The 26,110-nt window shown below is 59.5% G+C and carries 29 protein-coding genes; 12 read left to right on the top strand and 17 right to left on the bottom strand.

The annotated features are described in order from the left end of the window. The first annotated feature begins 76 nt into the window (after nucleotides 1-76). The 4 genes from ACKF11_RS10335 to ACKF11_RS10320 are packed head-to-tail and all read left to right on the top strand — an operon-like array spanning nucleotide 77 to nucleotide 3,653. On the top strand, nucleotides 77-934 hold the full coding sequence (locus ACKF11_RS10335; protein WP_407996988.1) for a DUF58 domain-containing protein: 858 nt from the start codon (nucleotides 77-79) through the stop codon (nucleotides 932-934). Next, on the top strand, nucleotides 931-2,892 hold the full coding sequence (locus ACKF11_RS10330) for a transglutaminase TgpA family protein (RefSeq protein WP_407996987.1): 1,962 nt from the start codon (nucleotides 931-933) through the stop codon (nucleotides 2,890-2,892). Before ACKF11_RS10335 ends, ACKF11_RS10330 begins: the two co-directional genes overlap by 4 nt. Beyond that, on the top strand, nucleotides 2,892-3,398 hold the full coding sequence (gene tadA, locus ACKF11_RS10325) for a tRNA adenosine(34) deaminase TadA (protein WP_407996986.1): 507 nt from the start codon (nucleotides 2,892-2,894) through the stop codon (nucleotides 3,396-3,398). Before ACKF11_RS10330 ends, tadA begins: the two co-directional genes overlap by 1 nt. Nucleotides 3,399-3,437: 39 nt before the next feature. Beyond that, entirely contained in the window at nucleotides 3,438-3,653 is a 216-nt protein-coding gene (locus ACKF11_RS10320) for a hypothetical protein (RefSeq protein ID WP_407993777.1), read from the top strand. Between the two features lie 9 nt (nucleotides 3,654-3,662). On the opposite strand, the gene ACKF11_RS10315 is transcribed toward ACKF11_RS10320, so the two are convergent. The 14 genes from ACKF11_RS10315 to ACKF11_RS10250 all read right to left on the bottom strand — a co-directional run bounded on the left by ACKF11_RS10315 (nucleotide 3,663) and on the right by ACKF11_RS10250 (nucleotide 16,170). Continuing rightward, nucleotides 3,663-4,727 carry a rhomboid family intramembrane serine protease gene (locus ACKF11_RS10315; protein ID WP_407996985.1) on the bottom strand — a complete coding sequence of 355 codons (1,065 nt, stop codon included), beginning with the start codon at nucleotides 4,725-4,727 and terminating at the stop codon, nucleotides 3,663-3,665. Between the two features lie 86 nt (nucleotides 4,728-4,813). After that, the gene (locus ACKF11_RS10310; protein ID WP_407993779.1) at nucleotides 4,814-5,500 is read right to left on the bottom strand and encodes a Bax inhibitor-1/YccA family protein; all 687 of its coding nucleotides are present in this window, start codon (nucleotides 5,498-5,500) and stop codon (nucleotides 4,814-4,816) included. Nucleotides 5,501-5,718: 218 nt separating this feature from the next. Beyond that, nucleotides 5,719-6,768, bottom strand: a complete 1,050-nt coding sequence (gene nagZ, locus ACKF11_RS10305) for a beta-N-acetylhexosaminidase (RefSeq protein ID WP_407996984.1) — start codon at nucleotides 6,766-6,768, stop codon at nucleotides 5,719-5,721. 31 nt (nucleotides 6,769-6,799) lie between these two features. Beyond that, nucleotides 6,800-7,498 carry a queuosine precursor transporter gene (locus tag ACKF11_RS10300; RefSeq protein WP_407996983.1) on the bottom strand — a complete coding sequence of 233 codons (699 nt, stop codon included), beginning with the start codon at nucleotides 7,496-7,498 and terminating at the stop codon, nucleotides 6,800-6,802. Between the two features lie 11 nt (nucleotides 7,499-7,509). Beyond that, nucleotides 7,510-8,304: an ABC transporter permease gene (locus ACKF11_RS10295; protein WP_407996982.1), complete on the bottom strand. Its 795-nt coding sequence runs from the start codon at nucleotides 8,302-8,304 to the stop codon at nucleotides 7,510-7,512. Beyond that, on the bottom strand, nucleotides 8,301-9,212 hold the full coding sequence (nikB, locus tag ACKF11_RS10290; protein WP_407996981.1) for a nickel ABC transporter permease: 912 nt from the start codon (nucleotides 9,210-9,212) through the stop codon (nucleotides 8,301-8,303). Before nikB ends, ACKF11_RS10295 begins: the two co-directional genes overlap by 4 nt. Beyond that, nucleotides 9,205-9,687 carry a L,D-transpeptidase family protein gene (locus ACKF11_RS10285; protein ID WP_407996980.1) on the bottom strand — a complete coding sequence of 161 codons (483 nt, stop codon included), beginning with the start codon at nucleotides 9,685-9,687 and terminating at the stop codon, nucleotides 9,205-9,207. The genes nikB and ACKF11_RS10285 overlap by 8 nt, the downstream gene beginning before the upstream one ends. Next, a complete protein-coding gene (locus ACKF11_RS10280; RefSeq protein WP_407997171.1) occupies nucleotides 9,688-11,187 on the bottom strand; it encodes an ABC transporter substrate-binding protein in 1,500 nt (499 codons plus the stop codon). Further along, nucleotides 11,187-12,527, bottom strand: coding sequence for a 23S rRNA (uracil(1939)-C(5))-methyltransferase RlmD (gene rlmD / locus ACKF11_RS10275; RefSeq protein WP_407996979.1), 1,341 nt, complete (start codon nucleotides 12,525-12,527; stop codon nucleotides 11,187-11,189). The genes ACKF11_RS10280 and rlmD overlap by 1 nt, the downstream gene beginning before the upstream one ends. A gap of 31 nt (nucleotides 12,528-12,558) precedes the next feature. Continuing rightward, nucleotides 12,559-13,335, bottom strand: coding sequence for a 3'-5' exonuclease (locus ACKF11_RS10270; RefSeq protein WP_407993786.1), 777 nt, complete (start codon nucleotides 13,333-13,335; stop codon nucleotides 12,559-12,561). A 25-nt stretch (nucleotides 13,336-13,360) separates the two neighbouring features. After that, nucleotides 13,361-13,777 carry a YdbL family probable chaperone protein gene (locus ACKF11_RS10265; RefSeq protein ID WP_287111101.1) on the bottom strand — a complete coding sequence of 139 codons (417 nt, stop codon included), beginning with the start codon at nucleotides 13,775-13,777 and terminating at the stop codon, nucleotides 13,361-13,363. Then, nucleotides 13,774-13,959, bottom strand: a complete 186-nt coding sequence (locus tag ACKF11_RS10260; RefSeq protein WP_407996978.1) for a hypothetical protein — start codon at nucleotides 13,957-13,959, stop codon at nucleotides 13,774-13,776. Before ACKF11_RS10260 ends, ACKF11_RS10265 begins: the two co-directional genes overlap by 4 nt. 101 nt (nucleotides 13,960-14,060) lie before the next feature. Continuing rightward, on the bottom strand, nucleotides 14,061-15,812 hold the full coding sequence (locus ACKF11_RS10255) for a translocation/assembly module TamB domain-containing protein (RefSeq protein ID WP_407996977.1): 1,752 nt from the start codon (nucleotides 15,810-15,812) through the stop codon (nucleotides 14,061-14,063). A 154-nt stretch (nucleotides 15,813-15,966) separates the two neighbouring features. Continuing rightward, nucleotides 15,967-16,170 (bottom strand): phage integrase N-terminal SAM-like domain-containing protein, encoded by a 204-nt coding sequence (locus ACKF11_RS10250; protein WP_407997170.1) that lies wholly within the window; start codon nucleotides 16,168-16,170, stop codon nucleotides 15,967-15,969. A 210-nt stretch (nucleotides 16,171-16,380) separates the two neighbouring features. On the opposite strand from ACKF11_RS10250, the gene ACKF11_RS10245 reads away from it, so the two are divergent. The 3 genes from ACKF11_RS10245 to ACKF11_RS10235 all read left to right on the top strand — a co-directional run bounded on the left by ACKF11_RS10245 (nucleotide 16,381) and on the right by ACKF11_RS10235 (nucleotide 17,766). Then, on the top strand, nucleotides 16,381-16,830 hold the full coding sequence (locus ACKF11_RS10245; RefSeq protein ID WP_407996976.1) for a GNAT family N-acetyltransferase: 450 nt from the start codon (nucleotides 16,381-16,383) through the stop codon (nucleotides 16,828-16,830). Nucleotides 16,831-16,986: 156 nt separating this feature from the next. Next, entirely contained in the window at nucleotides 16,987-17,283 is a 297-nt protein-coding gene (locus ACKF11_RS10240) for a hypothetical protein (protein ID WP_407996975.1), read from the top strand. 159 nt (nucleotides 17,284-17,442) lie between these two features. Continuing rightward, a complete protein-coding gene (locus ACKF11_RS10235) occupies nucleotides 17,443-17,766 on the top strand; it encodes a hypothetical protein (RefSeq protein WP_407996974.1) in 324 nt (107 codons plus the stop codon). 47 nt (nucleotides 17,767-17,813) lie between these two features. On the opposite strand, the gene ACKF11_RS10230 is transcribed toward ACKF11_RS10235, so the two are convergent. The 3 genes from ACKF11_RS10230 to ACKF11_RS10220 form a co-directional block, all read right to left on the bottom strand. Then, on the bottom strand, nucleotides 17,814-18,803 hold the full coding sequence (locus ACKF11_RS10230) for a diaminopimelate dehydrogenase (protein ID WP_407996973.1): 990 nt from the start codon (nucleotides 18,801-18,803) through the stop codon (nucleotides 17,814-17,816). Between the two features lie 85 nt (nucleotides 18,804-18,888). Continuing rightward, a complete protein-coding gene (gene cysM, locus ACKF11_RS10225; protein WP_407996972.1) occupies nucleotides 18,889-19,776 on the bottom strand; it encodes a cysteine synthase CysM in 888 nt (295 codons plus the stop codon). Nucleotides 19,777-19,829: 53 nt separating this feature from the next. Continuing rightward, nucleotides 19,830-20,330 carry a disulfide bond formation protein B gene (locus ACKF11_RS10220; protein WP_407996971.1) on the bottom strand — a complete coding sequence of 167 codons (501 nt, stop codon included), beginning with the start codon at nucleotides 20,328-20,330 and terminating at the stop codon, nucleotides 19,830-19,832. 135 nt (nucleotides 20,331-20,465) lie between these two features. Between ACKF11_RS10220 and xseA the strand changes: the two genes are divergently transcribed. The 5 genes from xseA (at nucleotide 20,466) to dapD (ending at nucleotide 25,960) form a co-directional block, all read left to right on the top strand. Then, entirely contained in the window at nucleotides 20,466-21,662 is a 1,197-nt protein-coding gene (gene xseA, locus ACKF11_RS10215; RefSeq protein ID WP_407996970.1) for an exodeoxyribonuclease VII large subunit, read from the top strand. Nucleotides 21,663-21,797: 135 nt separating this feature from the next. Further along, nucleotides 21,798-22,133 (top strand): TfoX/Sxy family protein, encoded by a 336-nt coding sequence (locus tag ACKF11_RS10210; protein WP_407996969.1) that lies wholly within the window; start codon nucleotides 21,798-21,800, stop codon nucleotides 22,131-22,133. Between the two features lie 98 nt (nucleotides 22,134-22,231). Then, nucleotides 22,232-24,109 (top strand): potassium transporter Kup, encoded by a 1,878-nt coding sequence (locus ACKF11_RS10205; protein WP_407996968.1) that lies wholly within the window; start codon nucleotides 22,232-22,234, stop codon nucleotides 24,107-24,109. A gap of 95 nt (nucleotides 24,110-24,204) precedes the next feature. Further along, nucleotides 24,205-25,047 carry a M48 family metallopeptidase gene (locus ACKF11_RS10200; RefSeq protein WP_407996967.1) on the top strand — a complete coding sequence of 281 codons (843 nt, stop codon included), beginning with the start codon at nucleotides 24,205-24,207 and terminating at the stop codon, nucleotides 25,045-25,047. Between the two features lie 88 nt (nucleotides 25,048-25,135). Further along, nucleotides 25,136-25,960, top strand: coding sequence for a 2,3,4,5-tetrahydropyridine-2,6-dicarboxylate N-succinyltransferase (dapD, locus tag ACKF11_RS10195; protein ID WP_287111087.1), 825 nt, complete (start codon nucleotides 25,136-25,138; stop codon nucleotides 25,958-25,960). Nucleotides 25,961-26,110: the final 150 nt, after the last annotated feature.

Raw genomic sequence — 26,110 nt, 5'->3', positions numbered from 1 at the left:
AACTTGGCCGGCCAGGCTGTTACGGCGGCATAGCGCAATTTTGCCCGCCCGGCTGACGCGGCAACGGATATACATCATGCCCAGCCGCGCAGGCTGGGGTCTTGCCATCGTGTTGTTCGCCATGCTCACAGGAGCCATCAATTACACCTTGAGCCTGGGCTTCATCCTCACCTTCTTGCTCGCAGGCATGGCGCTGGTTTCCCTGCTGCACACCTGGCGCAACCTGGCATGGCTGCAGGTGGAGGCCGCCCCGCCACCCGCCGTTTTTGCCGGGCAGGATGCCATACTGCAAATCACCCTGACGGAGGACCGCGGACGTGACCGCCTCGCCATTGCCGCCGGCATCGGGGGCCAACAGCCTTTGTTCGTCGATGTGCCGGCTAACGGCACAGGCACGCTGGCAATCGGCAGCCCGACGCTCAAGCGCGGCTGGCACGCTATCGGCACACTTACCCTCTCCACCGGGTTCCCCGGCGGGCTGTTTCGCGCGTGGAGCAAACTGGAGCCCGGCGTGCGTTGCCTGGTGTATCCCCGCCCGGCATCCAGCTCCCTGCCACTGCCGCAAGGCAATATGCCGGGCCGGGGCGGCAGCCTCTCCTCCCAGGTCGGGGACGAAGACTTTGCCGGCTTGCGGCTCTACCAACGAGGCGACTCTCCGCGCCGCATAGACTGGAAAGCGTCCTCGCGCGAACAAGGCATGTACAGCCGCGAATTCCATGCCGAATCGCAACAGCAGGTATGGCTGGACCTGGCCCAGACGCCCGGCAACGGCCTGGAGCAGCGCCTGAGCCAGCTCACCAGCTGGATCATGCAGGCGCACGACGCCGACCAGCGTTATGGCCTGCGCCTGCCCGGCACCCATATCGCCCCGGCACACAGCCAGGCGCATTATGAAGCCTGCCTGCGCGCGCTTGCCCTGCTGGAGGCTGAATGAGCCTCGCCATCAAGCCCGGCAAGGCCGACCTCCACTGGCTGCTGGGGGCCATGCTGCTCGCCATGACGCTGCATTTCAGCCACTTTCCGTTGTGGACCAGCGCGTTGATCCTGTTATTCATGGCCTGGCGCCTGCTATTGCAATGGAGGCATTGGACCATGCCCAGGCTGTGGCTGCTGCTGCCGATCACCCTGCTGGGCGTCGCCGGGATCTACCTGCAATACCGCACCCTGTTCGGGCGCGACGCCAGCGTGGCGTTGCTTGCGCTGATGCTGTCGCTCAAGCTCATGGAGTCCGGCACCCGGCGCGACTACGTCATCCTGATCTTTGCCGGGTACTTTCTCACCGTCACCGCCTTTCTGTTCGACCAGTCGCTATGGGTCGGCGGCTACCTGCTGCTCCCGGTATTCGGCCTGACAGCGTGCCTGGTCGGCATCAGCTACCCGCACGGCGTCCTGTCCAACCGTTTGCGCAGCCGCCTAAGCTTGACCCTGCTGTTGCAGGCAGCGCCGCTGATGTTGGTGCTGTTCCTGCTGTTCCCGCGCATTCCAGGCCCGCTCTGGGGCGTGCCGCAGGACGCCTACCGCGCCATGAGCGGCCTGAATGACCATATGCAGCCAGGCGACATCAGCGAACTCAGCCTGTCCGGCGCAGTGGCCTTCCGTGCGCAGTTCCAGGGAGCTATTCCTGCGCAGCAACAGCTTTACTGGCGCGGGCCGGTACTCTGGCAATACGATGGCCGCGGCTGGCATATGGCAGGAAATGGCCATGCCGTGGAAAAGCTGGAAGGACTCGGGGAAACCGTCGACTACACCGTCACGCTGGAACCGCACAACCGCCGCTGGCTGTTGATGCTGGATATTCCGCACACCCTGCCGGCGGGCAGCTACCTGACCAGCGAACGGCAGGCCCTCGCGCAAATGCCGGTCCGCACCCGGATGCGCTACAGCGGCAGCTCCCACGCGCAATACCGCCTTGCTCCCGAACTCAATAGCGAGGAGCTTGCCCAGGCATTGCAACTGCCATCAGGCGGCAATCCGCGCAGCCGCGCATTGGCACTGGCCTGGCAACGTGAATTGCAAACGCCTGAGCGCATCATCGATGCCGCGTTGTCCATGTTCCGCAGCCAGGAATTTTTCTATACCTTGACCCCGCTGCAACTAGGCGACGATGCTATCGACGATTTTCTCTTCAGCAGCAAGCGCGGCTTCTGCGAACACTATGCCAGCAGCTTTGCCTATCTCATGCGCGCAGCAGGCGTTCCCGCACGCATCGTCACGGGCTACCAAGGCGGTGAGACCAATCCCGTGGGGCAATATCTGATCGTGCGCCAATCCGATGCCCATGCCTGGGTGGAAGTCTGGCTGGAAGGCCGGGGCTGGGTCAGGCTGGACCCCACCGCAGCGGTCGCGCCATCCCGGGTGGATAGCGGCATCAATACCGCATTGACCGACAATACCCTGCTGCCCATCCTGGCACGGCAAGATCACGCCTGGCTGCGCAAGCTGTACCTGAACTGGGACGCCGTCAACAACGGTTGGAACCAATGGGTGCTAGGCTACAACCAGCAGCGCCAGCTTGAATTACTCTCGCGCATCACGGGCACGACAGTCAATTGGCAGCAACTCATGCTGTGGCTCACCGGCAGCCTGCTGCTCATGGCATTACTGTTGTGCGCCCTGCTGTTCCGCCGCAAGCGCATGCCAATCGACCCGGCGCAAGCGCTCTACCTGCGCTACCTGGCCAAGCTTTCGCGCCGCGGCATACAGGCCGGGGCCGGCGAAGGACCGCTCAGCATCCAGCAACGCGCCGGCAAGCTGTTGCCGCAGCACGAAGCAGAAATTGCCCGCATCACCCGGCTTTACCTCGCATTTCGTTACGGACCGCATGCAGAACCGCATGCTGAACGCAAAACCATGGCAGAATTACGGTCATTGATAGAAAGACTAGATTGTTGATGCCAGCACTTCATATAGCCCCCCCTGCCACCGACGAATACTTCATGCGCATCGCACTGCAACTGGCACAGGAAGCGGCCCTGATCGGCGAAGTCCCCGTGGGAGCCGTGGTCGTGAAAGACGGCGTGGTGATTGGCCGCGGCAGCAACGCGCCGATTGCGGGCCACGACCCCAGCGCGCATGCCGAAATCCGCGCCATGCGCGATGCCGCGGCCAGGCTGGGCAACTACCGCCTGACCGGCTGCACCTTGTATGTCACGCTGGAGCCTTGCGCCATGTGCGCAGGCGCGATCCAGCATGCCCGCATCGCACGCCTGGTATTCGGCGCCCATGATTACAAGACCGGTGCTTGCGGCAGCGTCATCGACCTCATGGCAGAAGAAAAACTCAACCACCACACCACGGTGGAAAGCGGCCTGTTGGCGGAAGAGTGCAGCGCTACGCTCACGCAATTCTTTGCCGAACGGCGGCGGCAACAAAAGGCAGAAAAACCCGGCGACAATTAAACGCCTGGATGAACAGGCAGGAAAACCGAGGAGGAAACAATGATTCCAGAAGAGTATATCGTGATCTACTTCGTATCGCTTGGGCTCTGCCTGCTTTCCACCATCTACAAGACGGCCTGTTTCAAATCCATGCTCTGCAGGCAGATTCTCGGCAGCGTGTTCTGGAGCCTGATCCCGGTCATGAACACGTTCAAGGCCATGCTCTGGCTGCTATCGCTGCTAGTGACATGGCTGGACAGGCTCAAGACTCGGTAGGTCAAATGCTCAAGGAGCAGGCTTGGCCGGCTTCCTGCCCTGCTTGAGCTCCTCGGCCAGGGCGCGCGAAGCATCGCGCTTTTGCTTGGTGTACTGCAGTATGTTCTCCAGCTTGGCGGCAGACGGCAGGTTGGGGTCGTAGGGCAGTTGCGACAAGGCCTCGTAGCGCTCCTGGTAGCGGTCGGTGATATCGTTCTCGATCTGCTCCCCCAGCTCCAGATAAGTCACGTTGCCCTGCTTGCTTTCATGCATGATATGCAGCCAGGAGCGGTTGATCGCCTGGTCTTCCTGGATAAAGGCATTGATTTCCTTCTGCAACAGCAATTCATCGCCCCAGCTGTATTTAGGCGTAGGCAGCTTGAGCAGCATGATGGAAACGGCAGCCAGCAGCAAGCCGCCGCCGATCAGCCTGGGCAGACGCGGCACTACTTCTTGCGGCTTCAAGCCGCGCATCAACAGCAAGCCGGTCAGCATACCCGCGACAAACCCGCCGATATGCGCTGCATTATCGATCGCGGGAATCATGAAACCCAATGCGATGGTCGCGACGGCGAATACGCAGGCGCCGCCGAACAGCCAGCGGAACTCATGGCGATCCAGCAATGCCCTTTCCAACCAGAGGAAAACGATCATCGCGCCGTAGATGCCGAAAATAGCACCCGAGGCCCCGCCGGAAACCGCTTGGTTACCCTGCCATACCAGCGAAAGCAGGTTGCCCGCCAAGCCGCTGACCAGATAGATCGCAAGGTAACGCCAATGACCGTACATACGCTCCACGAGCTGGCCGCCGTCCCAGAACGCGATCATGTTCAGCGCCAGGTGCACGGCGCCGAAATGCAGGAACAAGGCCGTGAACAAACGCCACCACTCCCCATCCTGCGTCGCCGGGCCAAAGTTGGCGCCCCAGGCAAGCTGCACGTTGTTGGGGGAGTGCCAGAAACCGGCGCCATTGAACAACATCAGCATAAACACCAGCAGGTTGGCCGCGATCAGGCACTTAGTCACCGGAATACCGGGCGTGCGCTGCTTGATCGCTGAGCCGAGAGAGGGCCAGTTGGCGGTAAGGTCAGTCATGTATTGGATTCGACAGGATATGCTCGATGATACGCTGAAACAAAAAACCCGCCACAAGGACGGGTTCTTGTCTTAGCGGCTAAAGATCAATCACGCTCGCCCATGAATGCCATCAGCAATTGCAGCAGGTTGACAAACAGGTTGTAGATATTGATGTACAAGGCCAGGGTTGCCATCACGTAGTTGGTCTCGCCACCGCGCACGATCCGGTTCACATCGAACAGGATAAAGCCGGAGAACAGCAGCACTGCCACGGCAGAGATCGCCAGCGAAGCGGCAGGCACCTGGAAGAACAGGTTAGCCAGCGAGGCAATGATCAACAGGATCAAACCGACGAACAGGAAATTGCCGAGGAAACTGAAATCCTTCTTGGTAGTGCTTGCGATCCCGGCCAGAGTCAGGAAGATCAGGCCGGTGCCGCCTGCAGCCAGGCCAACCAATTGACCGCCGTTGCGCAGGTTCAAAGCCACCTGCAGGATGGGGCCGAGCATCAGGCCCATGAAGAAGGTCAGGCCCAGCAGCAATACCACGCCGAAGCTGTTGTTGCGGTTGGCCGAAATCGCGAAGAACAGGCCGAACATCACGGCCAGCATGATCAGCGAGGACATGATCGGGCTGGCGGCCATCCACGAGAAATTCATGGACATGCCGACCAGCGCGCCGATCACGGTCGGCACCATGGTCAGGCCCAGCATCATGTAAGTATTGCGCAATACCTTGTGCGCGCCTGCCGGCAGCGTTTGAGTATTGGCGACTTGGTAATTCGCTTGCATCTAATGTACCCCCTAGGAAAAAACTGAAACTATGTCGCTAAGACTAGCCAATAACCTCGAAAGTTTCAACCATATCGCGGTGATTGGCTGAAATAAATACACCAAGGCTACAGGTGAAGCATCGCATGCATTAAAAACCAAGTCGACTTTTTAATTGAAACCTTGCAGCGTCAACCACTACCGCCCGCTTCAAATTCAATCATTCTTTGCAGCCTACGTCACGCGAATGGCAAATCCCCATCCGCCTTGCCTACCAGGCCGACCTTATGCACCGCCTGCATGAAGTCAGGGTCTTCATGCAGGGCCACCATGCTGGAAGGATGCCGTCCGCCATGCATGCGGGCAAGCCGTGCCAGGCTTTGCGCCTGGATGTCCCACTTGAGATTGGCTAGGAGTTCGTCCGCCTTCTCCGGCTGGTTGCAGAGCAGCACCATGTCGCAACCCGCGTTGAGCGCCGCAAGCGCCCGCTGGGTCACGTCTCCCGCCACGCCTGCGCCTTCCATTGAGAGGTCGTCACTGAAGATCACGCCGTTGAAACCCAGGCGCTGGCGTAGCACTTTCTGCAGCCAGCGCTCGGAGAAGCCTGCGGGTTTGTCATCCACCTTGGGATAGATGACATGGGCGGGCATGATGGCCTGGATGCCGTCGTCGATAAGCTGGCGGAAGGTTTGCATATCCGTTGAAGCGATTTGGTCGAAATCGCGCTCATCCACGGGAATCGCCACATGGGAATCCGCCACCACATACCCATGGCCGGGGAAATGCTTGCCCACGGCCGCCATGCCGCCGCGCTTGAGGCCTTGCATCAGTGAAAACGCCAGTTCGTTGATGGCTTGCTTGTCGCCGTGGAAAGCCCGATCGCCGATCACCTGGCTTTCGCCGTAATCCATATCGAGCACGGGCGTGAAGCTGAAATCAATGCCATGGGCGCGTAGCTCCGCCGCAATGATCCAGCCCGCCTCCTCCGCCAGTTGCCTTGCCTTGCGCGGGTGCTCGTCCCATATCTTGCCGAACTCGCGCATAGGCGGGATGCGCGTGAAGCCCTCACGGAAGCGTTGCACGCGTCCGCCTTCATGATCAACCGCAATCAACAAGGGGGGCTGGCGCACGGCATGGATACTGTCCGTCAGCGCCTTGAGCTGTGTTGGCGACTCGAAATTGCGCGCGAAAAGGATGACGCCGCCCACCAGGGGATGGCGGATGCGGCGAATGTCTTCCTTGGTAAGCTCGGTGCCGACGACATCGAGCATGATGGGGCCTAGTGTCATGTTTATTCAGTCAAGTCAGTGTAAAAGCCCGCTATTGCAGGCGGAACGGATTGAAATCGGTATGCCTGTCGTAGTAGTCCTCGTTCTCGGCGCGCTTGAGGAATGCCACCACGCGGTAGGTCACCGGCGTCAATACTACCTCAACCCCGGTCTTGGCGAGAAATTGCGCCAGCATCACCAGCGGCAGTTTATCGTCTGGAATGATGCCGCTGCCATAGAATGCCAGCGGGTAGAACAGCAAAGAATCCACGCCTTCGCCGACGATGGTGGAGCCTATGGTGCGCATCCAGAGCCAGCGCCCTTCGGTCCAGACCTTCATTTTCGCCAGCACTATGGAGTTGACGAACTCGCCGCAGGCAAAGGCGATCAACCCGGCCAGCGATATGCGCCACGCCGAGCCGAACGCGATCTCGTAGGCGCGCTGGTTCTCCCAGAACGGGGCGGGCGGCAAGGCGACGATGATCCAGGCCATCGCAGAAGCGAATGCGAGTGCGGCAAACCCGGTCCAGATCACGCGGCGCGAGCGGGCATAGCCGTAGACTTCGGTCAGCACGTCGCCAAACACGTAGGAAATCGGGAAGAACAACACACCGGCGCCGAAAGTAAGGGTGCCGACCAGCGGCAAATCGAGCTGGGCGATCTTGGCCGGGCCGATGAGGTTGGAGCAGACCAGCACCACCACGAACGCCACCATCACGAAATCATAGTACCGATAACTGCGCTGTTGCATGGTCCTTCCTCTCAATCCCTGGCTCGCCTGACATCCCAAGCGTCGCGCAGTTGGTCTCCGAGCACGTTGACAGCCAGCACCACCGACATCAGGCTGATGCCGACTGCCAGTACGTAATGCGGCGCGACCAGCAAATAGCGCACGCCGTCCCTGAGCATGGCGCCCCAGGAGGCATGCGGCGCCTGGATGCCCAGCCCGAGGAAAGACAGGCTAGCTTCGGCGATTACCAGACCAGCGATGCTGTAAGTCGCTTCCACCACCAATGGCGCCGCCAACAGGGGCAGCATGTGCTTGCGCATGATGCGGCATGCCGACGCCCCCAGCGATTGCGCCGCCTGCACATGCTGGCGCTGGCGCAGGCTCAGGGCCTGCGCGCGCGTCAGGCGGGCATAGCCCACCCAGGAAGTCATGCACAATGCCAGCAGCAGGTTGTCCAGGCCGGGCCCTAGCACGGCGGCAAATGCGATCGCCAGCAGAATGCCGGGAAAGGCCAGGAATACGTCCGTCACCTGCATCAGCGCCCGGTCCACCCAGCCGCCGCAATAGCCGGCAAGCAATCCGACCGCGGTGCCCACGCTCAGCGTCACGGCCGTCACCAGCAATGCCACCAGCATGGAAACGCCCGCCCCGGCGGCAAGCCGCGCGGCGATATCGCGGCCGAGGTCGTCGGTGCCGAGCACGTGATATGTTCCCGGTGCAACCAGCACTTGTGCCAAGTCGATGTCGTCCGGCTTCAGGTCGAGCAATAGCGAGCATGCCACCACCGCGAGCCAGAAGGCCAACACCCAATATGGCCAGCGCTTCACGAGGCGAACCTCACCCTGGGATCGAGCCGGGCATACAGGAGATCGGTCAGGAGGTTGATCACGACGTAAGTCAGCGCAATCACCACGACGCAGGCCTGCGTCACCGGGTAGTCGCGCTTCTCTATCGACTCCACCAGCAAACGCCCTATGCCTTCCCAGCCGAACACCGTCTCGGTAATCACCGTACCCGCCAGCAGGCTGCCAAGCTGCAAGCCGACCACGGTGACGATCGGCAACAACGCAGCCCGCAAGGCATGCCGCAGGATCACCTTGCGTTCGCTGATGCCCTTGGCGCGCGCGGTACGGACAAAATCCTCGTTCAATACTTCCAGCAGGCTGGCGCGGGTCATGCGCGTGAGAATGGCCGCCAGGCCGAAGCCCAAGGTCAGCGCAGGCAGCACGATGGAGCTCGGCTCGCTCATGCCGCTGACCGGCAACAGGCCCAGCCATAACGCCAGCAGCAGCATCAGCAAGGGGCCGAGCCAGAAATGCGGCATGGCGGACAAGGCCAGGCTCAGCAATGTCGCCAGGCTATCCTGCCATTTGCCCTGCCTCAAGGCGGCGGCAATTCCCAGGGGCAAGCCCAGCCCGATGGCAATCAACAAGGCGCATAACGCCAGGCTGGCAGTGGCAGGCAGGCGCTCCAGCAAGGTATCCGAGATCGGCTTGCGGCTGTGGATGGAGCGGCCGAAATCCCCATGTGACAACGCTGCCAGGTAATGGGCGAATTGCACCGGCAAGGGCTGGTCCAGCCCCAAGTCCGCACGCAGCTTGTCGCGGTCCGCCATCGGGGCAGACTCGCCCAGCATCACCTCGACCGGGTCGCCCGGCACCAGGTGCACCAGCAGGAATGTGAGCAGCAGGACGCCGAAGACCACCGGCACAATGCCCAGCACGCGTTTAAGCATCCAGCACCATCACTTGGGTTCCGATCGGCACCAAGTCAAACAGCTCGCGCACATCGGCGTTGCGCATGCGGATGCAGCCGTGGGAATGTGGCTCACCCATGGGTTCGCTATCCGGGGTGCCGTGTATATAGATATAGCGCTGCATGCTGTCGACGTTGCCGAGGCGGTTGAAACCGGGTTCGCAGCCGGACAGCCAGAGGATGCGCGTCAATATCCAGTCGCGCCCGGGATGTTGCGCATGCAATGCGGACGTCCATACCTCGCCCGTGGGCCTGCGCCCGCGGAAAACCGCGCCCAGCGGCTGCTTTGCGCCGATCTTGGCGCGCACGACATGCAGGCCGCGGGGCGTGCAGTAGCTGTCTTTCTGCTCGCCGCCCCCGTTAAGCGCCGTGGATACAGGATAGTCCCCGAGCAAACGCCCGGCATCGTCGAGCACGCGCAGCGTTTGCAACGGGATAGAGACCTCAATCCTCATCTAGAACCCCTCCAATGGGTTCTTGCCCGGGAATACAGACTTCAGCTTGCTGCGCTTGACGTTGACCAGGCCGTCCCAGCTTCCGTCCGGCTGCAGCCGGTAGCCCGTGATGTTATTGCGTGTGGCGGCAAACTGGCCTTCGTACCAGAGCGGGATATACGGCAACTGCTCATGAACGCGCGCCGCGACATTGGCCCAGTCGCTCACGGCGATCAATTCGTCCGTCTTTTGGTCGGCATAATGGCCGCGATTGGCGCCCTTGGGCGGGATGGAGGAGGAATGGAACGCCAGGTGGTAAATTTCCGGCGTCTTGATCCCCACCCACATCAGGCCGTAGAGTTGGAAATTGCCGCGCTTGATGTCGTCAAAGAACGTTCCCCAGTCCAGGCTGCGGATGTCGAGCTGGATGCCGGCCTCGCGCATCTGCGCCTGCATCATGGTAGCGAGCCGGACCCGCTGGGCATCGGTGGAGGTTTTATATATCAGCTTCAAGGGCAGGCTGACCCCGGCGCGCTGCAACAGCTCGCGCGCCAGCGCCGGATCATATTCGTACGGCTGCAGGTTGCCGTTGCCCGCCCAGTGCTCGGGCGGCAGGATGCTTTCCGCCAGCCGGCTGCCGCCGACCAGGGTATGCTTGATGATGGCTTTGCGGTCGATCGCATGCGCCAATGCCTGGCGCACCAAGGGGTTTTGCAGGATGGCATCCTGCAGGTTCAGGCCGATGTAGGCGAAATTGGACCCCTCGGACTCCTGCACCTCCAGCCCCGGCTGCTTCTGCAGGTAGCTTACCAGCTCCGGCGGCAAATCCCCTTGCAGGATGTCCGTCTCGCCACGCACCAGCTTGAGCACGCGCACGGTCGGGTCGCGGATTTCCTCAAACACGAAGCGCTTGCGGTCGGACCGGCGCTCCAGCTTGAGCGAGCGCTGCCACGAAACAAACTTGAACGGGCCGCTGCCGACAGGCTCGTTCGAAAAGTCGTGCTGCCGCGCGATCAGTTCGGCGGGGAGTATCCCCAATATCAGGCGCGAGGGGAAGTTGCTGTCGGCATCCTTAAGGAAGAAATCCAGGGTATTTTCGTCGCGCACCTCTATCTTGCTGATATTGGCGAACTCGGCCGCATGCGGGGAATCCGCCAGCTCCAGGATGGACTGGTAAGTCGCAGCGACGTCTTCCGCCGTCAGGTAGCGTCCGTCATGGAAATGGCGGCCATGCTGCCCGAGGGTGAAGCGGAATAGCCGCGGCGACAGCACGCGCCAGCTGGCCAGCGATGGCGTCGGATGGGCATGGACGTCAAAATCGACCAGGGAGCGGTACAGCAGGCGGTTGACCCGCGCGGAAGCCGCATCCGTGGCATAGCGCGGGTCCAGCGTTTGCGGCAGCTGGCTGACCGCGCTGCGGATTTGCACCGGGGCGGTATCACGGCTGCAGGCATCCAGCAATAGCAGCGACACCACCATCATGGTGGCCAGGCTGCCGAGCCGCCATGCCTGCCGCCACATCACGGGCCTGCCCTCTCGAACAACGCGATGGACTCCACGTGCGAGGTATGAGGGAACATATTGATCACCCCGCTGGCCAGCAGGCGATACCCCTTGGTATGCACCAGTATCCCCGCGTCGCGCGCCAACGTTGCCGGGTTGCACGACACATACACGATGCGCTGTGGCGCATGCGACGCATCGGCCTTCGCATCATCAATATCGGGCAATGCCTTCACCAGCTCGATCGCGCCGTCGCGCGGCGGGTCGATCAGCCATTTGTCGAAACGGCCCAAGGACTGCAGCAGTTCAGGCATCATCTTGAACAAGTCCGCCTCCTGGAACTCCACCTGCCCGGCCAAGCCGTTGAGGGCCGCGCTTTCATTGGCGCGCGCCACCAGCGCGGCCGAGCCTTCCATGCCGAACACCGAAGCGCCGCTGCGCGCGATCGGCAAGGTGAAATTGCCCAGGCCGCAAAAGAAATCGGCAATACGCTCTCCCGGCTGCGGCTGCAGCAGTTGCATGGCGCGGCGCAGCATCACGCGGTTGATGTGCGGGTTGACCTGCGTGAACTCGGTGGGCTTGAACGGGTAGGTCAGGTTGAATTCGGGCAAGGAATAGCTCAAGCCAGGCCCTTGCTGCGGGTAGAACGGCTGCACGGTATCCGGCCCCTTGCTCTGGGTCCAGACCTCCACGCCGTAGCGGTCGGCAAACGCCTTGATGGGCGCGGCATCCTGCGGCTGCAAGGGTTCGAGTATGCGCAGCACCAGCACCGTGGTCAGCTCCCCTACCGCCACCTCGATCTGCGGCAGGCGGTCGCGTATGCTGAGCTGGCCCACCAGTTCCTTCATCGGCACGATGAGGGCGGAAACATGGGGCGGCAGCACCTTGCAGCTGTCCATGTCCGCGACGAAGCTGCTGGATTTTTCATTGAACCCGACCAGCACGCCGCCTTTCTTCGCCACATGGCGCACCCGCAAGCGGGCCTTGTGGCGATACCCCCATGCGGGGCCGTAGATCGGCGACAGCATGCGCTCGGAACGGGTCTTGCCGATATGCCAGAGGTTACCCTCGAGCATGCGCTGTTTGGCCGCCACCTGCCCGGAAAACTCCAGGTGCTGGATCGCGCAGCCGCCGCAGACGCCGAAATGCTCGCAAGCGGGCTGGGTGCGCAAATTCGAGGCCTGCAAGACGTCCACCACATCGGCGACCTCGTACCTGTCCTTGCGGCGGCGGGTCTTGTAAGTGACATGCTCCCCGGGCAGGGCGCCGTCGATGAAAATAGTCTTACCCTCAACGTGGGCCACGCCGCGGCCTTCGTGATCCAGGGATTCGACCAATGCTATAGGAGTAGTGCTCATGGGTTGTTTCAAGTCATGCCTGACAACTATGTCATTGCTGCCAGTGATTTAAGAATTCCTGCCAATGCCGGCCTTTGTATCCGGCCAGGGTGTCGCGCACCAGTGCGATTTCGCGTTCGTATGCGGCATGGTCCAGCGCGCCGCGCATCAATTGGAAGCGCAGGTACACGAGATAAGTATTCGCCACGTCGGTTTCGCAATAATCGCGAATCGCGTTGATCTCGCCATTCGCGAAGGCTTCCCACACCTTGCTGCCGTCCATGCCCAGCTTGCCGGGAAAGCCGCACAATTGCGCGATCTCGTCCAGCGGCGCGTTGGCCCTGCCGTTGTATAGCGCCATCAGGTCCATCAGGTCCAGGTGGCGGGTATGGTAGCGGCTGATGTAATTGTTCCACTTGAACTCGCGGTCGTCGTCGCCCATGTCCCAGTAGCGCGGCGCGACGATGCCGTGCACGAGGCCGCGGTAATGCAGCACCGGCAGGTCGAACCCGCCGCCATTCCAGGAAACAAGGTTAGGCGTGTATTTCTCGATGCCGTCGTAGAAACGCTGGATGATTTCCTGTTCCGGCGCATCCGGGCTGCCCAGCGTCCAGACGCGGAATCCATCGCCCTCGCGCAGCGCGCAGGAAATCGCCACTACCCTGTGCTGGTGCAAGGGCAGGAATTCGCTGCCATTCTGCTGGCGGCGCTTGTGGAACGCCACGTGGGCCACGTCCTCGTCCGTGGTTTCCGCGGGCAGGCTGTACAGCTTGCGCAGGCCGTCGGTATCCGGGACGGTCTCTATGTCGAATATCAGCGTAGGCGTCATGTTGCAGCTTTGCTCGTTTTCATGCCTATTTCTTCACCCATCCGCTGCCGTCCTGGTAGTACCAGCCGCCCTGGGCCTTCTGGATCCATCGTTGGGCGAAGGTGCTGCGCACTTCTGCCTCCCATTCGGGATGGCTGTTGGCATTGGCGATTTCCTTATAGAGCGCATTGCGGTCGTTGTTTTCCGCCGCCACCAGCGCATTGAGGTTCTGGCGCTGCGCCAGCGGCACGGCATTCGCATCCCGCACCGCCACCAGTCCGTCGCGCGTGAAGCCGACCGCCCCGCTGGCGTAGAAGCCGGACAATTGCCCATGCCTGGCCTGCATGCTGCTCTTGATGGATGTGATCGCGGGCGTGTTGATCTCCAGGTCAGCCGCGGCATGCGCCAGCACGGAGGTCAACAATCCGCCCAACAACAGGCATGTGGTGATGAAACGCTTCATTTGTCTTTCTCCTCTGCCGGGGTGGACGACGCGGCCTTTTCCTTCAGTTGCCAGACATCGTCGATGATACGGTCTGCCGCCTTTTCCGCCGCGGCCGCCGGGAAGTAGATATTGATGGTGACGCAGGCTGGCAGCGCCAGCACCAACAGCCAGGGCGCCATCCATTTCCAGGTAATTTGCATCGCATGTTTCCTCTTGCATTGGCGGCCGGTTCGCCGCCGCTCATCAGTCGGGATTGTACCCCAGCCAGCCCTTTGTCTGCATGCAAAGCTGGAGATAACGGTCATTGGATCACCGGGCTGGCATTGCCTTCCGTGACGCGTTTGAGACGCGTGAGAAGGTCGCTCCAACCCACGTTATGGTTGTAGCCCATCACCGTGATCGCCGGGATGCCGCTGCCCTTGACGATCACATAGCCCTGCGGGGTGTATTCCACGCCGCTCATCTGGCAAACGTCGTTGCGCAACTGGCAATTCCAGCCGATCTGCTTATAGTTGAACTCGCTGAAGAAGCGCAGCACGCTGCGCTGTATCGCCGCGGCAGCCCCTGCCCCGCCCAGTGCGGTAATATTCTCTACCGCGCGCTGGGAAATCTTCTTGCGGTAGCTGCCCGGGCTGCTGTAGAGGCGCGCATCGAAGCTCACGGGCTGCCAGTTGGACAACTCCAGGTTGCGCACATCGCCATCCAGCTTGCCCTCGATCGCACCGAACGAGAAGGTACGCGTGATGTCGCCCAGGTCCAGCCTGCGCAACTCCAGGTCGGCATGCAGCCTGGAAGCCGCCTCCAGCGGGGTCTGCATGCCGAGGTTGCGCACGGCGATACTGCCGTTGAACATCTGGAACAGCATGTCGCCGTTGGCCGTAAGCTGGCCGCGGCTATAAGTGACCATCGGGATCGCCGCAGCCACCTTCCCTTCCATGCGCGGCCAGCCCAGCGCCTGGCTCAACACCGGCATGGAGATCGGCACCAGGTTAGCGCGCAAGTGCCAATGCCACTCCCCCGCGGCACGGGTGGCCGAGACATCCGTCAGGCTGAGCGCGCCGTCAAGGATAGGCAGGTATAGCTGCGACATGGTCAATGAATAGCGGTTGACCTCCGCCAGCACGCTGGCCTCTCCCAGGGGAATCTTGAGGAAATGGCCGCCGGCATAGGCGAGCTGGACCACGTGCGGCTCATCATACGACCACGGAATATGGCTATTGAGCTTGTGCAGCGCAAAGCGCCCCTCCCCATCCTCCACATCCACGTCTTTCAGTACCAGCAACGCAGAGACAGGCTCACCGTCTTTCAACGCCAGCTTCATACTCCCCTTGCCGGCTAGCTTCAACTTATTCAAAGCACTATCCGTCAACAACGGCTGCAATACCAGCGCATACAACTCATCCAGTACCAAGTCTGGCGCATCCACCACCAAGTCCTGCATCTTGCCCGCTTGCCAGCGTCCAGAAAGTTTAGCCTCACCAACCTTGGCCAAGGCTAACGTTGCCGACTCGATTACCAGCGCATCATCCGCATAATGCCCCTGCGCCAACAGCCGATGCCCGCCATGCGCAACATACCAAGGCTGCCAATACACCTCGCCACCCTTCCAATCCAGCAACGCCTGCCATTGCCAGCCACCAGCCTGCTGGCTCAACCCCAGCGATACATCAACATTCAACTTTTCCGCCGCCTGTGTCCCGGCTTGATTACTGAACGAAGCCTCACGAAAACTCGCAACCACCTGATATTGAGGCAATACCGCTTTCTGCTGCTTGATCGACAAACTAAACGGCAACTTCACATTGGCAGCCGTCAACTCCCCCCGCTCACAACGCCACTCATCTGATGCTGGTTGCAAAGCCTGGTCACAAGCCAACGCCAACGCCTGCCAATCAGCCGCATCCTTCTGGCGCAACTCTGCCTGAAAACGCACTTGCCCATCTAGACTGACCGCTCCCTTCACCTTGCGCAAACTAGCAGACGGCGTCTCAACCGTGTCTGCCTCTATGCTAATGCTGCTGACTGCATACGCAGGTGAAGCCCAGGCCAGCATGCAGAAAAGCACTCCCATCCAGACCAAGACAACAGGATGCCAATGAACAACTTGTGCTTTCAATGTATTTAACACACCGTGCTCACCTTATTTAATACATACGCATAGATCATTGTTGCCTTAAAGTCAGAATGCCTAAGTAACTCCTGCATCATCATGCCACTTTCACTTTCATTTTGATTCTGGGTGAGGTGAGACATGCCGTGAAAAAGCTAGAAAACTTAAGGGTGGAATACCCATCAACAACCATATCGATTGGATGGCATCTCCAATGCAACAAGATATAGCGCCGAACCCAATCCACGTATGTATCCTCAGTACGAATTGAGTAATGCCTGACTCTAATTACAGCACGCACCCGATCAAGCAATTTGGTGGTTGAGAACCTGCTTGAGAATGCTTAGGCATGATGGCTTTTTTCAAGAGAATGATCAGCCAAATTTTAGGCGGCCTAATTTATTATGTATAGACTAAGCACATCGAAATCATTGAAAAGTACATTGACTTAGCTCTGGCTCATCTAATACGATGAAGCTATCTAAATATAGTTGAGCAGCACAAACCAAGTATGGTTGATATTTCACAAACCGCATCCCTCGGACAGCTGCAGAACGCATTGCTTCGCGAGCGTGCGGAAAATGCTCACGGCGGTAGATCAATTGAGTTTGTCGCTTCCGTCGATGGGGAGGAGGCAGGTCTACTTTCGTACGAAGATTGGAGTGATAGCGGCTCTGGTTTCATATATGAGATCTTCGTGATTCCCTCATCCAGGAAAATGGGCGTGGGAGCATGTTTGCTGGCCTACGCCGAGCAATACGCTCGTGGATTGGGCTGCTGTGTGCTGCGATTAAAGCCCCATGCGCTGGAATCAGAGCCAGATAGCACTCAATTAGTTGACTGGTACATGAAGGTTGGCTACGTCCAAGTTGCAGATGACCCGTCGCATTACGAAAAGTCTCTTTCAGTTCCGTGTGTTGCTCAACCGGTCGCTGCAGCGGACGGCTTCGCCGCCCGCTGAGCTTCTACGTTAGGCCGCACAATCCAACCACCTCATCACGTAGGCAAGAGGTAGCAGCATAGGCCAAAGCGAACGTCACATTGCCGCCGGCATGTGTCACCTACTACAATATTAAAAGTTCAGTTTCTAGACAGTCATCACAGGGGAGGAATCATAATGAACGATGTCACGAACGCTAGTAACGAAAGTATCGGGTTTCGCTGGTGGACAATTTGGGCTTGGCTCGGACTAACCATTGGAAACCTGTACGTCCTTGGCTCAATGAATGACATGCTTGGGCTGGGCCTAACCATCGCTGCGGTAAACACTGTCTTGATGGTTCTCGTTTTGCGGTTTAACAAATACGCCTTCTTGATCGCAACCGTAATTAGTATCAATCCGATTCTTTGGATTATCAATGGAATCTACCTAAAGAATCGTTGGAATCATCCAAAGGTGAATGATCCCTCCTAATGGAACACAGCTTGCTGCATGCGTATCCTCCGCGGGCAGCTTAGCTCGAACGTTAGATCTCTCATAAACACAAACTTGCACCCTCCTGAGGAAGTTCGCAAACGTCGAATCTATCGACTTGCCCAAATCATTCAAGATCATTTAGTGGAAGGATTGGGGATGGATACACGCTACTTTGACCATCCTTTCATTCACGATGACTATACGATTTTGGGAAAAACGAGCGTCAATGCGAACTATCGTGAGCATCTTGTCCCCCGGGTATATCTTCGAGACAGGTGCTTAGACCTCTATCGCTCAGGTGATTCAGTAGAACAGGTCTCAGAGTTGCTCGACAAATATCTCTGGATAGCCCTGCTTGAGCCAGCGCAAGCGAGTCTCATTAATAAGCAATTTAAAACCACAATGCCAAACGACTGGATATTTGGTCAGGATGATGTGCTTGCTCGTCTATCTTCGATTGGTTTAGTCCTGCTGGATTAAGATGTTAGGCGGCAGCGTAATAAGCCAAACCTAATACCCGTAACCTCTTAAAGCAGTTCTTTCCGCAGTTGCCCGGGAGATTTGATGGAAAGTAATCCAGGGGCAACGTCAAAGGCAGTTTTGGCTCCAAACTGGCCTTGCATGCTCAACCGATGAGCGGCGCGTGCATAGGCAACCAGAACGCTGGCAGTGAATTCGGGGTTACTGTCCAGTTGCAGTGAATATTCGATGATCTGGGCGTGGGCTTGGGTGGTATTGCCGCTTCGAATGACGAAGCCGCCGTGCGGCATACGGTTGTGTTCGTTGCGCAACGTCTCTTCGCTGATGAAGTGCACGGTGGTGTCGTAATCGGCGAAATAGTCTGGCATGGTGACAATCGCCTGCTCGACGGCCTTGGCATCGGCACCTTCTTGCAGCACGACATGGCATTCACGCGTGTGTTTCTGGCGGGTGGTCAGGTCAGGGCGCTGTCCACTGCGCACTTGTGCGATGGCTTCTGGCGAAGGCAGTGTGTACTGTACGCCCGCCTTGACGCCCGGCACACGGCGAATGGCATCAGAATGCCCCTGGCTGAGTCCCTTTCCCCAGAATGTGTAGGTTGCACCATCCGGCAGCAAGGCCTCACCGTATAAACGATTGATGGAGAACATGCCGGGATCCCAGCCAATAGAGATCAACGCTGTTTTGCTATTTTCCTGAGCTTGCGCATCAACCGCATCAAAATACTCTGGGATACGGGCATGAGTATCGAAGCTATCCACGATATTGAACATGGCCGCCATTTCAGGCCCCTGGCGTGGCAGGTCGTCCTTGGAACCGCCACAGAGAATCAATACGTCGATGGCATCCTGATAATCAGACAACGAAGTGATGGGATATACCGCAGTTTGCGCAGACAATGGCTGCACCGATGCAGGCGCTCGGCGGGTAAAAACGCCAACCAGCACCATATCCGGGTTCTTGGCAATAGCGGCTTCTACACCGCGCCCCAGGTTGCCGTAACCAGCAATGCCGATACGGATTTTCTTGTTGCTCATGCAGCGCCTTTCTTCAATCCTGCAAGGTTGACCTGGTCAGACTAACCACTTGCATAGGACTTAGGACATCAGTGCATCAATGTCATCAGGATGGGAAGACGCCAGTAGAAAGATACCGATCACCACGGTCGCAGACGATAGAAACGATTACTGCGTTTTCAACACGCTTAGATAGCTGCAAAGCAGCATACAATGCGCCACCGGAAGAGATGCCGGCAAAAATACCTTCTTGTTCTGCCAGTTTACGAGTGGTTTTCTCGGCATCTGCTTGGCTGACGTAGATTAGTTCATCGACGCGCTTGGCGTCATAAATTTTGGGCAGGTATTCCTCAGGCCATTTACGGATACCAGGAATCTGCGCGCCTTCGTCAGGCTGCACGCCGACGATGCGGATATCAGGGTTCTGTTCCTTGAGATAGCGCGAAGTGCCCATGATAGTGCCGGTCGTGCCCATGCTGGAGACGAAATGCGTAATCTTGCCTGCCGTGTCGCGCCAGATTTCCGGCCCGGTGCCTTCGTAATGCGCCAACGGGTTGTCCTGGTTGGCGAACTGGTCGAGCACGATGCCCTCGCCCTCTGCCTGCAGCTTGGTCGCCACGTCGCGCGCCAGCTCCATGCCGCCGTCGCGCGGCGTCAATACCAGCTCGGCGCCGTAGGCTTTCATGCTCTGACGGCGCTCCACGCTCTGGTTGTCCGGCATCACCAGCACCATCTTGTAGCCGCGCATCGCCGCCACCATGGCAAGCGCAATGCCGGTATTGCCTGAAGTCGCTTCGATCAGGGTATCGCCAGGCTTGATGTCGCCGCGCGCCTCTGCCCGCTTGATCATGGAAAGCGCCGGCCGGTCCTTCACAGAGCCTGCGGGGTTGTTGCCTTCGAGCTTGAGCAATATGGTGTTGCTGGTCTTGCCCGCCATGCGCTGCAGCTTGACCAAGGGGGTGTTGCCTACGAAATCATCCAGGGTTTTATACATGTAGTTTCAATCAGTTGCTGGGCAGGCCTGGCTGGACTGCCCGGAATTCCAAATCAGGCTTTCTTGTGGAAGGCCAACAAAACGGCGAACAGGCCCAGGCCGGCAAAGGCGACCAGGGAAAGCTGCGGAATGGTCAGGCCGAACAAGGTCCAGTCTATTGCCGAACATTCGCCGGTGCCCTTGAAGATCAGGTCCAGCGCCTTTTTCAACGGAAAGGTTTCTATGATGTAGTCAAATCCCGCGCCGCATTCGGCCATTACCTTGTCCGGGTTGGCCTGGATCCAGATATGGCGTGCCGCGATGCCGATGCCGGTCGCCGCGGCAATGACGTGCAACAGGCCGTACACCTTGCGGCCCAGGCTGCCGGGATTGTGCAGCGCGGCAACCAGGAACAACACCCCCAGCGCCATGAATGCAATCCGCTGGGAGATGCACAACGGACAGGGCTCCAGGTTGTATTTCTGCTGCAGGAACAAGGCAAGGCCCACCAGCCCGAAACTAGCGACGAAGCCGAGGAAATACCCGCGGCGCCCAGCAAACAGCTTATTGCACATAAACAAAGCCCCAGCACTTATAATGAAAGTCCCGCAATTGTAACGGATACACCCCGGTTAGCACCAATCCATGCTGCACACCCGGGCATGGCCGGCAGACAACCTTAATAGACAAACCTAATAGATAAACCCTATATGGCAGACCCTCAGCGCATCCTCAGCGTCAGCGAACTTAACCGCATGGCGCGCGAGCTACTGGAAACCAGCTTCCCCTTGTTCTGGATCAGCGGCGAAATCTCCAACCTGACCCGGGCCGCCTCGGGGCATTGGTATTTCTCGCTCAAGGACCAGGGCGCCCAGGTGCGCTGCGTGATGTTCCGCGGCCGCAACGCCTACCTGGACTGGGCGCCGCGCGAGGGCGACAAGGTCGAGGCGCGGGCCGTGGTGACGCTTTACGAGGCACGCGGCGACTTCCAGCTTACCATCGAGTTCCTGCAGCGCGCAGGACTGGGCAACCTGTTCGAAGCCTACGAGAAGCTCAAGAACCAGCTCGCCGCCGAAGGCCTGTTTGCCGCGGAGCACAAGATCGCAATTCCCGCACACCCGCGCCAGATCGGCATCGTCACTTCGCCCGACGCTGCCGCCTTGCGCGACGTGCTCACCACGCTGCGCCGCCGCATGCCTACGGTCAATGTCGTCATCTACCCCACGCCGGTGCAGGGCAAGGGCGCGGCCAAGCTGATTGCCGCCGCCATCCGCGCCGCCGACCAGCGCGCGGAATGCGACGTGCTCATCGTGTGCCGGGGCGGCGGCAGCATCGAGGATTTGTGGCAGTTCAACGAGGAAGTCGTCGCGCGCGCCATCCATGCCTGCGCATTGCCGGTGATCAGCGCCGTCGGCCATGAGACCGACTTCACGATCGCGGACTTCGTCGCCGACGTGCGCGCGCCCACCCCCACCGCTGCCGCGGAACTGACTACTCCTGACCGCGGCAGCCTGCTGCGCAACCTGCAGCAACACCGCAACCGCCTGGCGCGCAGCATGCAAAGCCTGCTCCAGCAGCGCAGCCAGCACCTCGACTATCTCAGCCGCAGGCTGTTGTCCCCCATGCAGCAGGCCGAGCACAAGCGGCAGCACCTGTCCCAATTGCATCTGCGCCTGACCCAGGCCATGGCCAGGCAGCTGCAGAGGCAGCGCCAGCACTTGCAGGCAGTGCAGCAAAGCCTGACGCACCTGAACCCGAGCGCGGTATTGCAGCGCGGCTACGCACTGGTGGAGAAGTTGAACGGCGAGCTGGTGCAGGACAGCAGCCAGCTCGCTCCCGGCGACCAGGTCAAGCTCACCCTGGGCAAAGGCAGCGCCCAGGCTGAGATCCGCGACAAAAGCACCTAGAGTGGCTAACAAAACTCTCCTGGCGTTATTGCCCTGCCTTGCCATACACCTTGTACTGCCTGCGGCAGAGCGCCTAGCCAGGACCGCTTCGCTGAGATTTGTTAATCACGCTTAAGCTACCAAGGACCTAACGACATGAACGAACTCATCAGCCACCTGGAGGAATTGCTGCACGGTTTCGGCCCCATCCATGCCAAGCACATGTTCGGCGGCTATGGCATTTACCACGACGGCCTGATGTTCGCGCTGATCGCGGACGATACGCTCTACCTCAAGGCCGATGCGGAAAACCGCAAGGAGTTCGAGAAACTCGGCCTGCCCGCCTTTCGCTACGCCAAGCAGGGAAAGGAGATCACCATGTCCTATTGCCAGGCGCCTGCCGACATGCTCGAAGAAACGGAACAAGCCGTCTACTGGGCGCGCCTCGCCTATGCCGCCGCATTGCGCGCCGCGCGCGGGCGAAAACGCTGATCTCTCACAATTTATCGCCAAACCAGCGCGATCGCATGCGCTATCTAAGCATTTGCAAGCGGCGTAGAATGGCGGCAATTTTTCACTGAGCCTGCCATATGCAATCCTCTGGGACCACCAAGCCGGCCCTCCCGCTCCTGGCCCTCGCGGCACTCGGCGTGGTATTCGGCGACATCGGCACCAGCCCGCTCTACACCATGAAGGAAGTGTTTGCAGTGAGCCCGCATCCGGTGCCGCTCACACACGACAACGTCTTCGGCATCCTGGCCTTGATCCTCTGGTCATTCATCATGGTGGTATCGGTGAAATACACCGTGTTCATGATGCGCGCCGACAATAACGGCGAAGGCGGCATCATGGCGCTGCTTGCGCTGGCAAGCCGCAATATCAAGGGCGAGCGCAAGCGCCTGGTGATATATGCCGGCATCGTCGGCGCCTGCATGTTCTACGCGGACGGCATGATCACGCCCGCAATCTCGGTGCTGTCGGCGGTGGAAGGCGTGGAAGTGGCCGCACCGGCGCTGGACCAATTCATCGTGCCCGTTACCCTGGCGGTGCTGTTCGCCCTGTTCTGGCTGCAAAGCAAGGGCACGGCGGTGGCAGGCGCGCTGTTCGGGCCGGTGATGCTGCTGTGGTTCGGCACTTTAGCCGCGCTTGGCGTCGTCAATATCCTGCATGAGCCCAGGGTGCTGGAAGCGCTGAATCCGCTCTACGCCATCCAGTTCTTCATCAACGCGCCCTGGATCGCCTTCGTTGCGCTGGGTTCCGTGGTGCTCGCCGTCACCGGCGTGGAGGCGCTCTATGCCGACATGGGCCATTTCGGCCCCAGGCCGATCCGCTACGCATGGTTCGGCTTCGTCCTGCCCGCCTTGATATTGAACTACTTCGGGCAGGGGGCCCTGGTGCTGCACGATGCGGAAGCGATCAAGAACCCCTTTTACCTCATGGCCCCGCAATGGATGCTCTACCCGCTGATCGGCCTGGCGACGCTCGCCACCGTGATCGCCTCACAAGCCGTGATCTCGGGCGCATTCTCGATCTCGGCCCAGGCATTGCAGCTTGGCTACCTGCCGCGCATGCGCATCCTGCACACCTCCGAGCGGCAAAAAGGCCAGATCTACATGCCCTACATCAACTGGAGCCTGATGGTCGCCGTCATGGCGCTGGTCGTCGGCTTCGGCTCGTCGGGGGACCTGGCCGCCGCCTATGGTATTGCCGTCACCGGCAACATGCTGTTCACCACCCTGCTGGCCGGCATCGTGTTCCACGGCATCTGGCACTGGAGCTGGCCGCGCACCCTGGCGTTGGTCGGCCTGTTCCTCGTCATCGACCTCGCGTTCTTCAGCGCCAATATCCTGAAGATTCCCGATGGCGGCTGGGCGCCCATCCTGATCGGGATCGTTATCTTCACGCTGATGACCACCTGGAAGCGCGGGCGCGGCCTGCTGCTCGAACGCCTGCGCAACGAGTCCATGCTGCTGGAACCCTTCATCGACGCCATCGGCGCCCATCCGCCGCAGCGCGTGCAAGGCACCGGCATCTTCATGACGCCCAACCCGCACGGCGTCCCGCATGCCATGCTGCACAACCTCAAACACAACAAGATACTGCATGAGCGCAATATCCTGCTGACGGTCAACTTTGCCGACGTCCCCTACGTTGCAGAGCGCAGCCGGCTGGGGCTGGAGGAATTGCCGCACGGCTTCTACCGCATCACGGTGAACTACGGCTTCAAGGACGACCCGGACCTGCCGCGCGACTTAGAGCTGACCAAACAGCTGGGCCTGGAGCTAGACACCATGGATACCTCGTTCTTCATCGGCAAAGAAACCCTGTTTGCCAGCCGCTCCTCGGGCATGGCCTATTGGCGGAACAAACTGTTCGTCGGCATGTTCCGCAATGCAGACAGCGTCACCAATCAGTTCAAGCTGCCGCCAAACCGCGTGATCGAACTAGGGGCGCAAGTGACAATCTAAGAGCGTGAACAGGCTCTTAGGATTGTCGGCCCAGCAAGGCGCGGTCTAGAATAGATATTGATCGACATCATCAAATCGCTTATAAGGTTGTAAACATGAATTCCATCAGACTGATATTGATTGCGCTGGCACTAGCCCAGCTTACGAGCTGCACCACCGTCAGCACGACCAGCAGCGGCAATGTGGGCGTCGACCGCAAGCAATACGTCGGACTCGTTACCGAACAGGAGGCGGTGGAGCAGTCGGCCCTCGCCTACCAGCAAACCGTCAAGGACGCGCAATCCAAGAAACTCCTGAATACGGACAGCGCCGAGACCAAGCGCGTCCGCAATATCGCCGACAAGCTGATTGCGCATGTCGGCGTATTCCGCCCGGATGCCCCGAACTGGAAATGGGAAGTCAACGTGCAGGAAAGCAAGGAAATCAACGCCTATTGCATGGCGGGCGGCAAGATCATGGTCTATACCGGGCTGATCGACCAGATCAAGCCCACCGATGACGAGCTCGCCGCCGTGATGGGCCATGAAATCGCCCATGCGCTGCGCGAGCACGTGCGCGAGCGCATGTCACGCGCCAAGGCCCAGCAATACGGCCTGCTGGGCTTGGCAGCAGTCGTCGGCCTCAGCACCAAGAATGCCGACAACGCAGTCCAGGCCCTCGCGGTTGGCGGCACTGTCGCCGCGGTCGCCCTGACGCTGCCCAACAGTCGCACCGCGGAGCACGAAGCCGATCAAATCGGTCTCGAGCTTGCTGCCCGCGCGGGCTACAACCCGAATGCCGCCTTGAGCCTCTGGCAGAAAATGAGCGCGGTAGGCGGCGAGAAACCGCCCGAAATCCTCAGCACCCACCCCTCGGACGAATCACGCATGGCGGACATCAAGCGCCTGATCCCTTCCGTGATGCCGCTGTACGAACAGGCAAAGAAGCAAGGTAAATAAGGCAATTCAAATGCTTGCCAAGCCTAACCATGGGGCCGTTTTCAGGTAAAATAGCGGTTTTATCTGAAGCGATCCCTAGGAATCTTAGATGAGCAATTTGCAAACCATTATCGAAGACGCGTTCGAGCGTCGTGCCGAGATTACCCCATCCACTGCCAGCGCAGAAATCAAGGATGCCGTGTTCAGCGTGCTTGCCGACCTCGATAGCGGCAAACTGCGCGTGGCAGAACGCACCGACGGGCAGAACTGGGTTACCCATCAATGGATCAAGAAGGCAGTATTGCTCTCCTTCCGCCTTGAAGACAACGTCCTGCTCGACGACGGCGTCACCAAGTATTTCGACAAGGTTCCCCCCAAGTTCGCCAATTACACTGAAGCCGATTTCAAGGCCGGCGGCTTCCGCGTGGTGCCCAACGCCATCGTGCGCCGTGGCTCGTTCATTGCCAAGAATGCCGTCCTGATGCCTTCCTACGTCAATATCGGCGCTTACGTCGGCGAAGGCACCATGGTGGACACCTGGGCCACTGTCGGCTCCTGCGCCCAGATCGGCAAGAACGTACACCTCTCCGGGGGCGTAGGCATTGGCGGCGTGCTGGAGCCTGTACAGGCCGGCCCCACCATCATCGGCGACAACTGCTTCATCGGCGCGCGCTCCGAAGTGGTCGAAGGCGTCATCGTCGAAGACAACTGCGTGATTTCCATGGGCGTCTACATCGGCCAGAGCACCAAGATCTACGACCGCGAAACCGGCGAAGTGACCTATGGCCGCGTACCGTCAGGCTCTGTCGTCGTATCGGGCAACCTGCCTTCCAAGGACGGCAGCTACAGCCTCTACTGCGCCGTCATCGTCAAGAAAGTCGATGAAAAGACCTTGGGTAAAGTGGGCATCAACGAACTATTGCGTGGCATCTAAGCCAAACCCTCGGTCGAAGCTGTCAATATTCTGACACTGGCGTCGAAGCTCCAACAAAAACCTGCCACTGGCAGGTTTTTTATTGTTTTCCATCCAGCGTCACCTTCAAAGAATAAAAAAATAAGACCCTGTTTTATATAAAAAATACAA

The organism is Methylobacillus draconifructus, from assembly GCF_045984385.1.
Classification (GTDB): Bacteria; Pseudomonadota; Gammaproteobacteria; order Burkholderiales; family Methylophilaceae; genus Methylobacillus; species Methylobacillus flagellatus_A.
This window is presented reverse-complemented; position numbering and strand designations above follow the sequence as displayed.

What these genes read in the sequence shown, in the direction of transcription:
- ACKF11_RS10200 (WP_407996967.1), top strand. Translation starts at nt 24,205, where the DNA reads ATGAATTCCATCAGACTGATATTGATTGCGCTGGCACTAGCCCAGCTT.
- ACKF11_RS10240 (WP_407996975.1), top strand. Translation starts at nt 16,987, where the DNA reads ATGAACGATGTCACGAACGCTAGTAACGAAAGTATCGGGTTTCGCTGG.
- ACKF11_RS10270 (WP_407993786.1), bottom strand. Translation starts at nt 13,335, where the DNA reads ATGACGCCTACGCTGATATTCGACATAGAGACCGTCCCGGATACCGAC.
- ACKF11_RS10320 (WP_407993777.1), top strand. Translation starts at nt 3,438, where the DNA reads ATGATTCCAGAAGAGTATATCGTGATCTACTTCGTATCGCTTGGGCTC.
- ACKF11_RS10310 (WP_407993779.1), bottom strand. Translation starts at nt 5,500, where the DNA reads ATGCAAGCGAATTACCAAGTCGCCAATACTCAAACGCTGCCGGCAGGC.
- ACKF11_RS10300 (WP_407996983.1), bottom strand. Translation starts at nt 7,498, where the DNA reads ATGCAACAGCGCAGTTATCGGTACTATGATTTCGTGATGGTGGCGTTC.
- ACKF11_RS10205 (WP_407996968.1), top strand. Translation starts at nt 22,232, where the DNA reads ATGCAATCCTCTGGGACCACCAAGCCGGCCCTCCCGCTCCTGGCCCTC.
- ACKF11_RS10280 (WP_407997171.1), bottom strand. Translation starts at nt 11,187, where the DNA reads ATGTGGCGGCAGGCATGGCGGCTCGGCAGCCTGGCCACCATGATGGTG.
- xseA (WP_407996970.1), top strand. Translation starts at nt 20,466, where the DNA reads ATGGCAGACCCTCAGCGCATCCTCAGCGTCAGCGAACTTAACCGCATG.
- ACKF11_RS10235 (WP_407996974.1), top strand. Translation starts at nt 17,443, where the DNA reads ATGGATACACGCTACTTTGACCATCCTTTCATTCACGATGACTATACG.
- ACKF11_RS10210 (WP_407996969.1), top strand. Translation starts at nt 21,798, where the DNA reads ATGAACGAACTCATCAGCCACCTGGAGGAATTGCTGCACGGTTTCGGC.
- ACKF11_RS10230 (WP_407996973.1), bottom strand. Translation starts at nt 18,803, where the DNA reads ATGAGCAACAAGAAAATCCGTATCGGCATTGCTGGTTACGGCAACCTG.
- ACKF11_RS10260 (WP_407996978.1), bottom strand. Translation starts at nt 13,959, where the DNA reads ATGCAAATTACCTGGAAATGGATGGCGCCCTGGCTGTTGGTGCTGGCG.
- nikB (WP_407996981.1), bottom strand. Translation starts at nt 9,212, where the DNA reads ATGCTTAAACGCGTGCTGGGCATTGTGCCGGTGGTCTTCGGCGTCCTG.
- cysM (WP_407996972.1), bottom strand. Translation starts at nt 19,776, where the DNA reads ATGTATAAAACCCTGGATGATTTCGTAGGCAACACCCCCTTGGTCAAG.
- tadA (WP_407996986.1), top strand. Translation starts at nt 2,892, where the DNA reads ATGCCAGCACTTCATATAGCCCCCCCTGCCACCGACGAATACTTCATG.
- ACKF11_RS10330 (WP_407996987.1), top strand. Translation starts at nt 931, where the DNA reads ATGAGCCTCGCCATCAAGCCCGGCAAGGCCGACCTCCACTGGCTGCTG.
- ACKF11_RS10265 (WP_287111101.1), bottom strand. Translation starts at nt 13,777, where the DNA reads ATGAAGCGTTTCATCACCACATGCCTGTTGTTGGGCGGATTGTTGACC.
- nagZ (WP_407996984.1), bottom strand. Translation starts at nt 6,768, where the DNA reads ATGACACTAGGCCCCATCATGCTCGATGTCGTCGGCACCGAGCTTACC.
- ACKF11_RS10220 (WP_407996971.1), bottom strand. Translation starts at nt 20,330, where the DNA reads ATGTGCAATAAGCTGTTTGCTGGGCGCCGCGGGTATTTCCTCGGCTTC.
- ACKF11_RS10315 (WP_407996985.1), bottom strand. Translation starts at nt 4,727, where the DNA reads ATGACTGACCTTACCGCCAACTGGCCCTCTCTCGGCTCAGCGATCAAG.
- ACKF11_RS10255 (WP_407996977.1), bottom strand. Translation starts at nt 15,812, where the DNA reads ATGCTGGCCTGGGCTTCACCTGCGTATGCAGTCAGCAGCATTAGCATA.
- dapD (WP_287111087.1), top strand. Translation starts at nt 25,136, where the DNA reads ATGAGCAATTTGCAAACCATTATCGAAGACGCGTTCGAGCGTCGTGCC.
- rlmD (WP_407996979.1), bottom strand. Translation starts at nt 12,527, where the DNA reads ATGAGCACTACTCCTATAGCATTGGTCGAATCCCTGGATCACGAAGGC.
- ACKF11_RS10285 (WP_407996980.1), bottom strand. Translation starts at nt 9,687, where the DNA reads ATGAGGATTGAGGTCTCTATCCCGTTGCAAACGCTGCGCGTGCTCGAC.
- ACKF11_RS10245 (WP_407996976.1), top strand. Translation starts at nt 16,381, where the DNA reads ATGGTTGATATTTCACAAACCGCATCCCTCGGACAGCTGCAGAACGCA.
- ACKF11_RS10335 (WP_407996988.1), top strand. Translation starts at nt 77, where the DNA reads ATGCCCAGCCGCGCAGGCTGGGGTCTTGCCATCGTGTTGTTCGCCATG.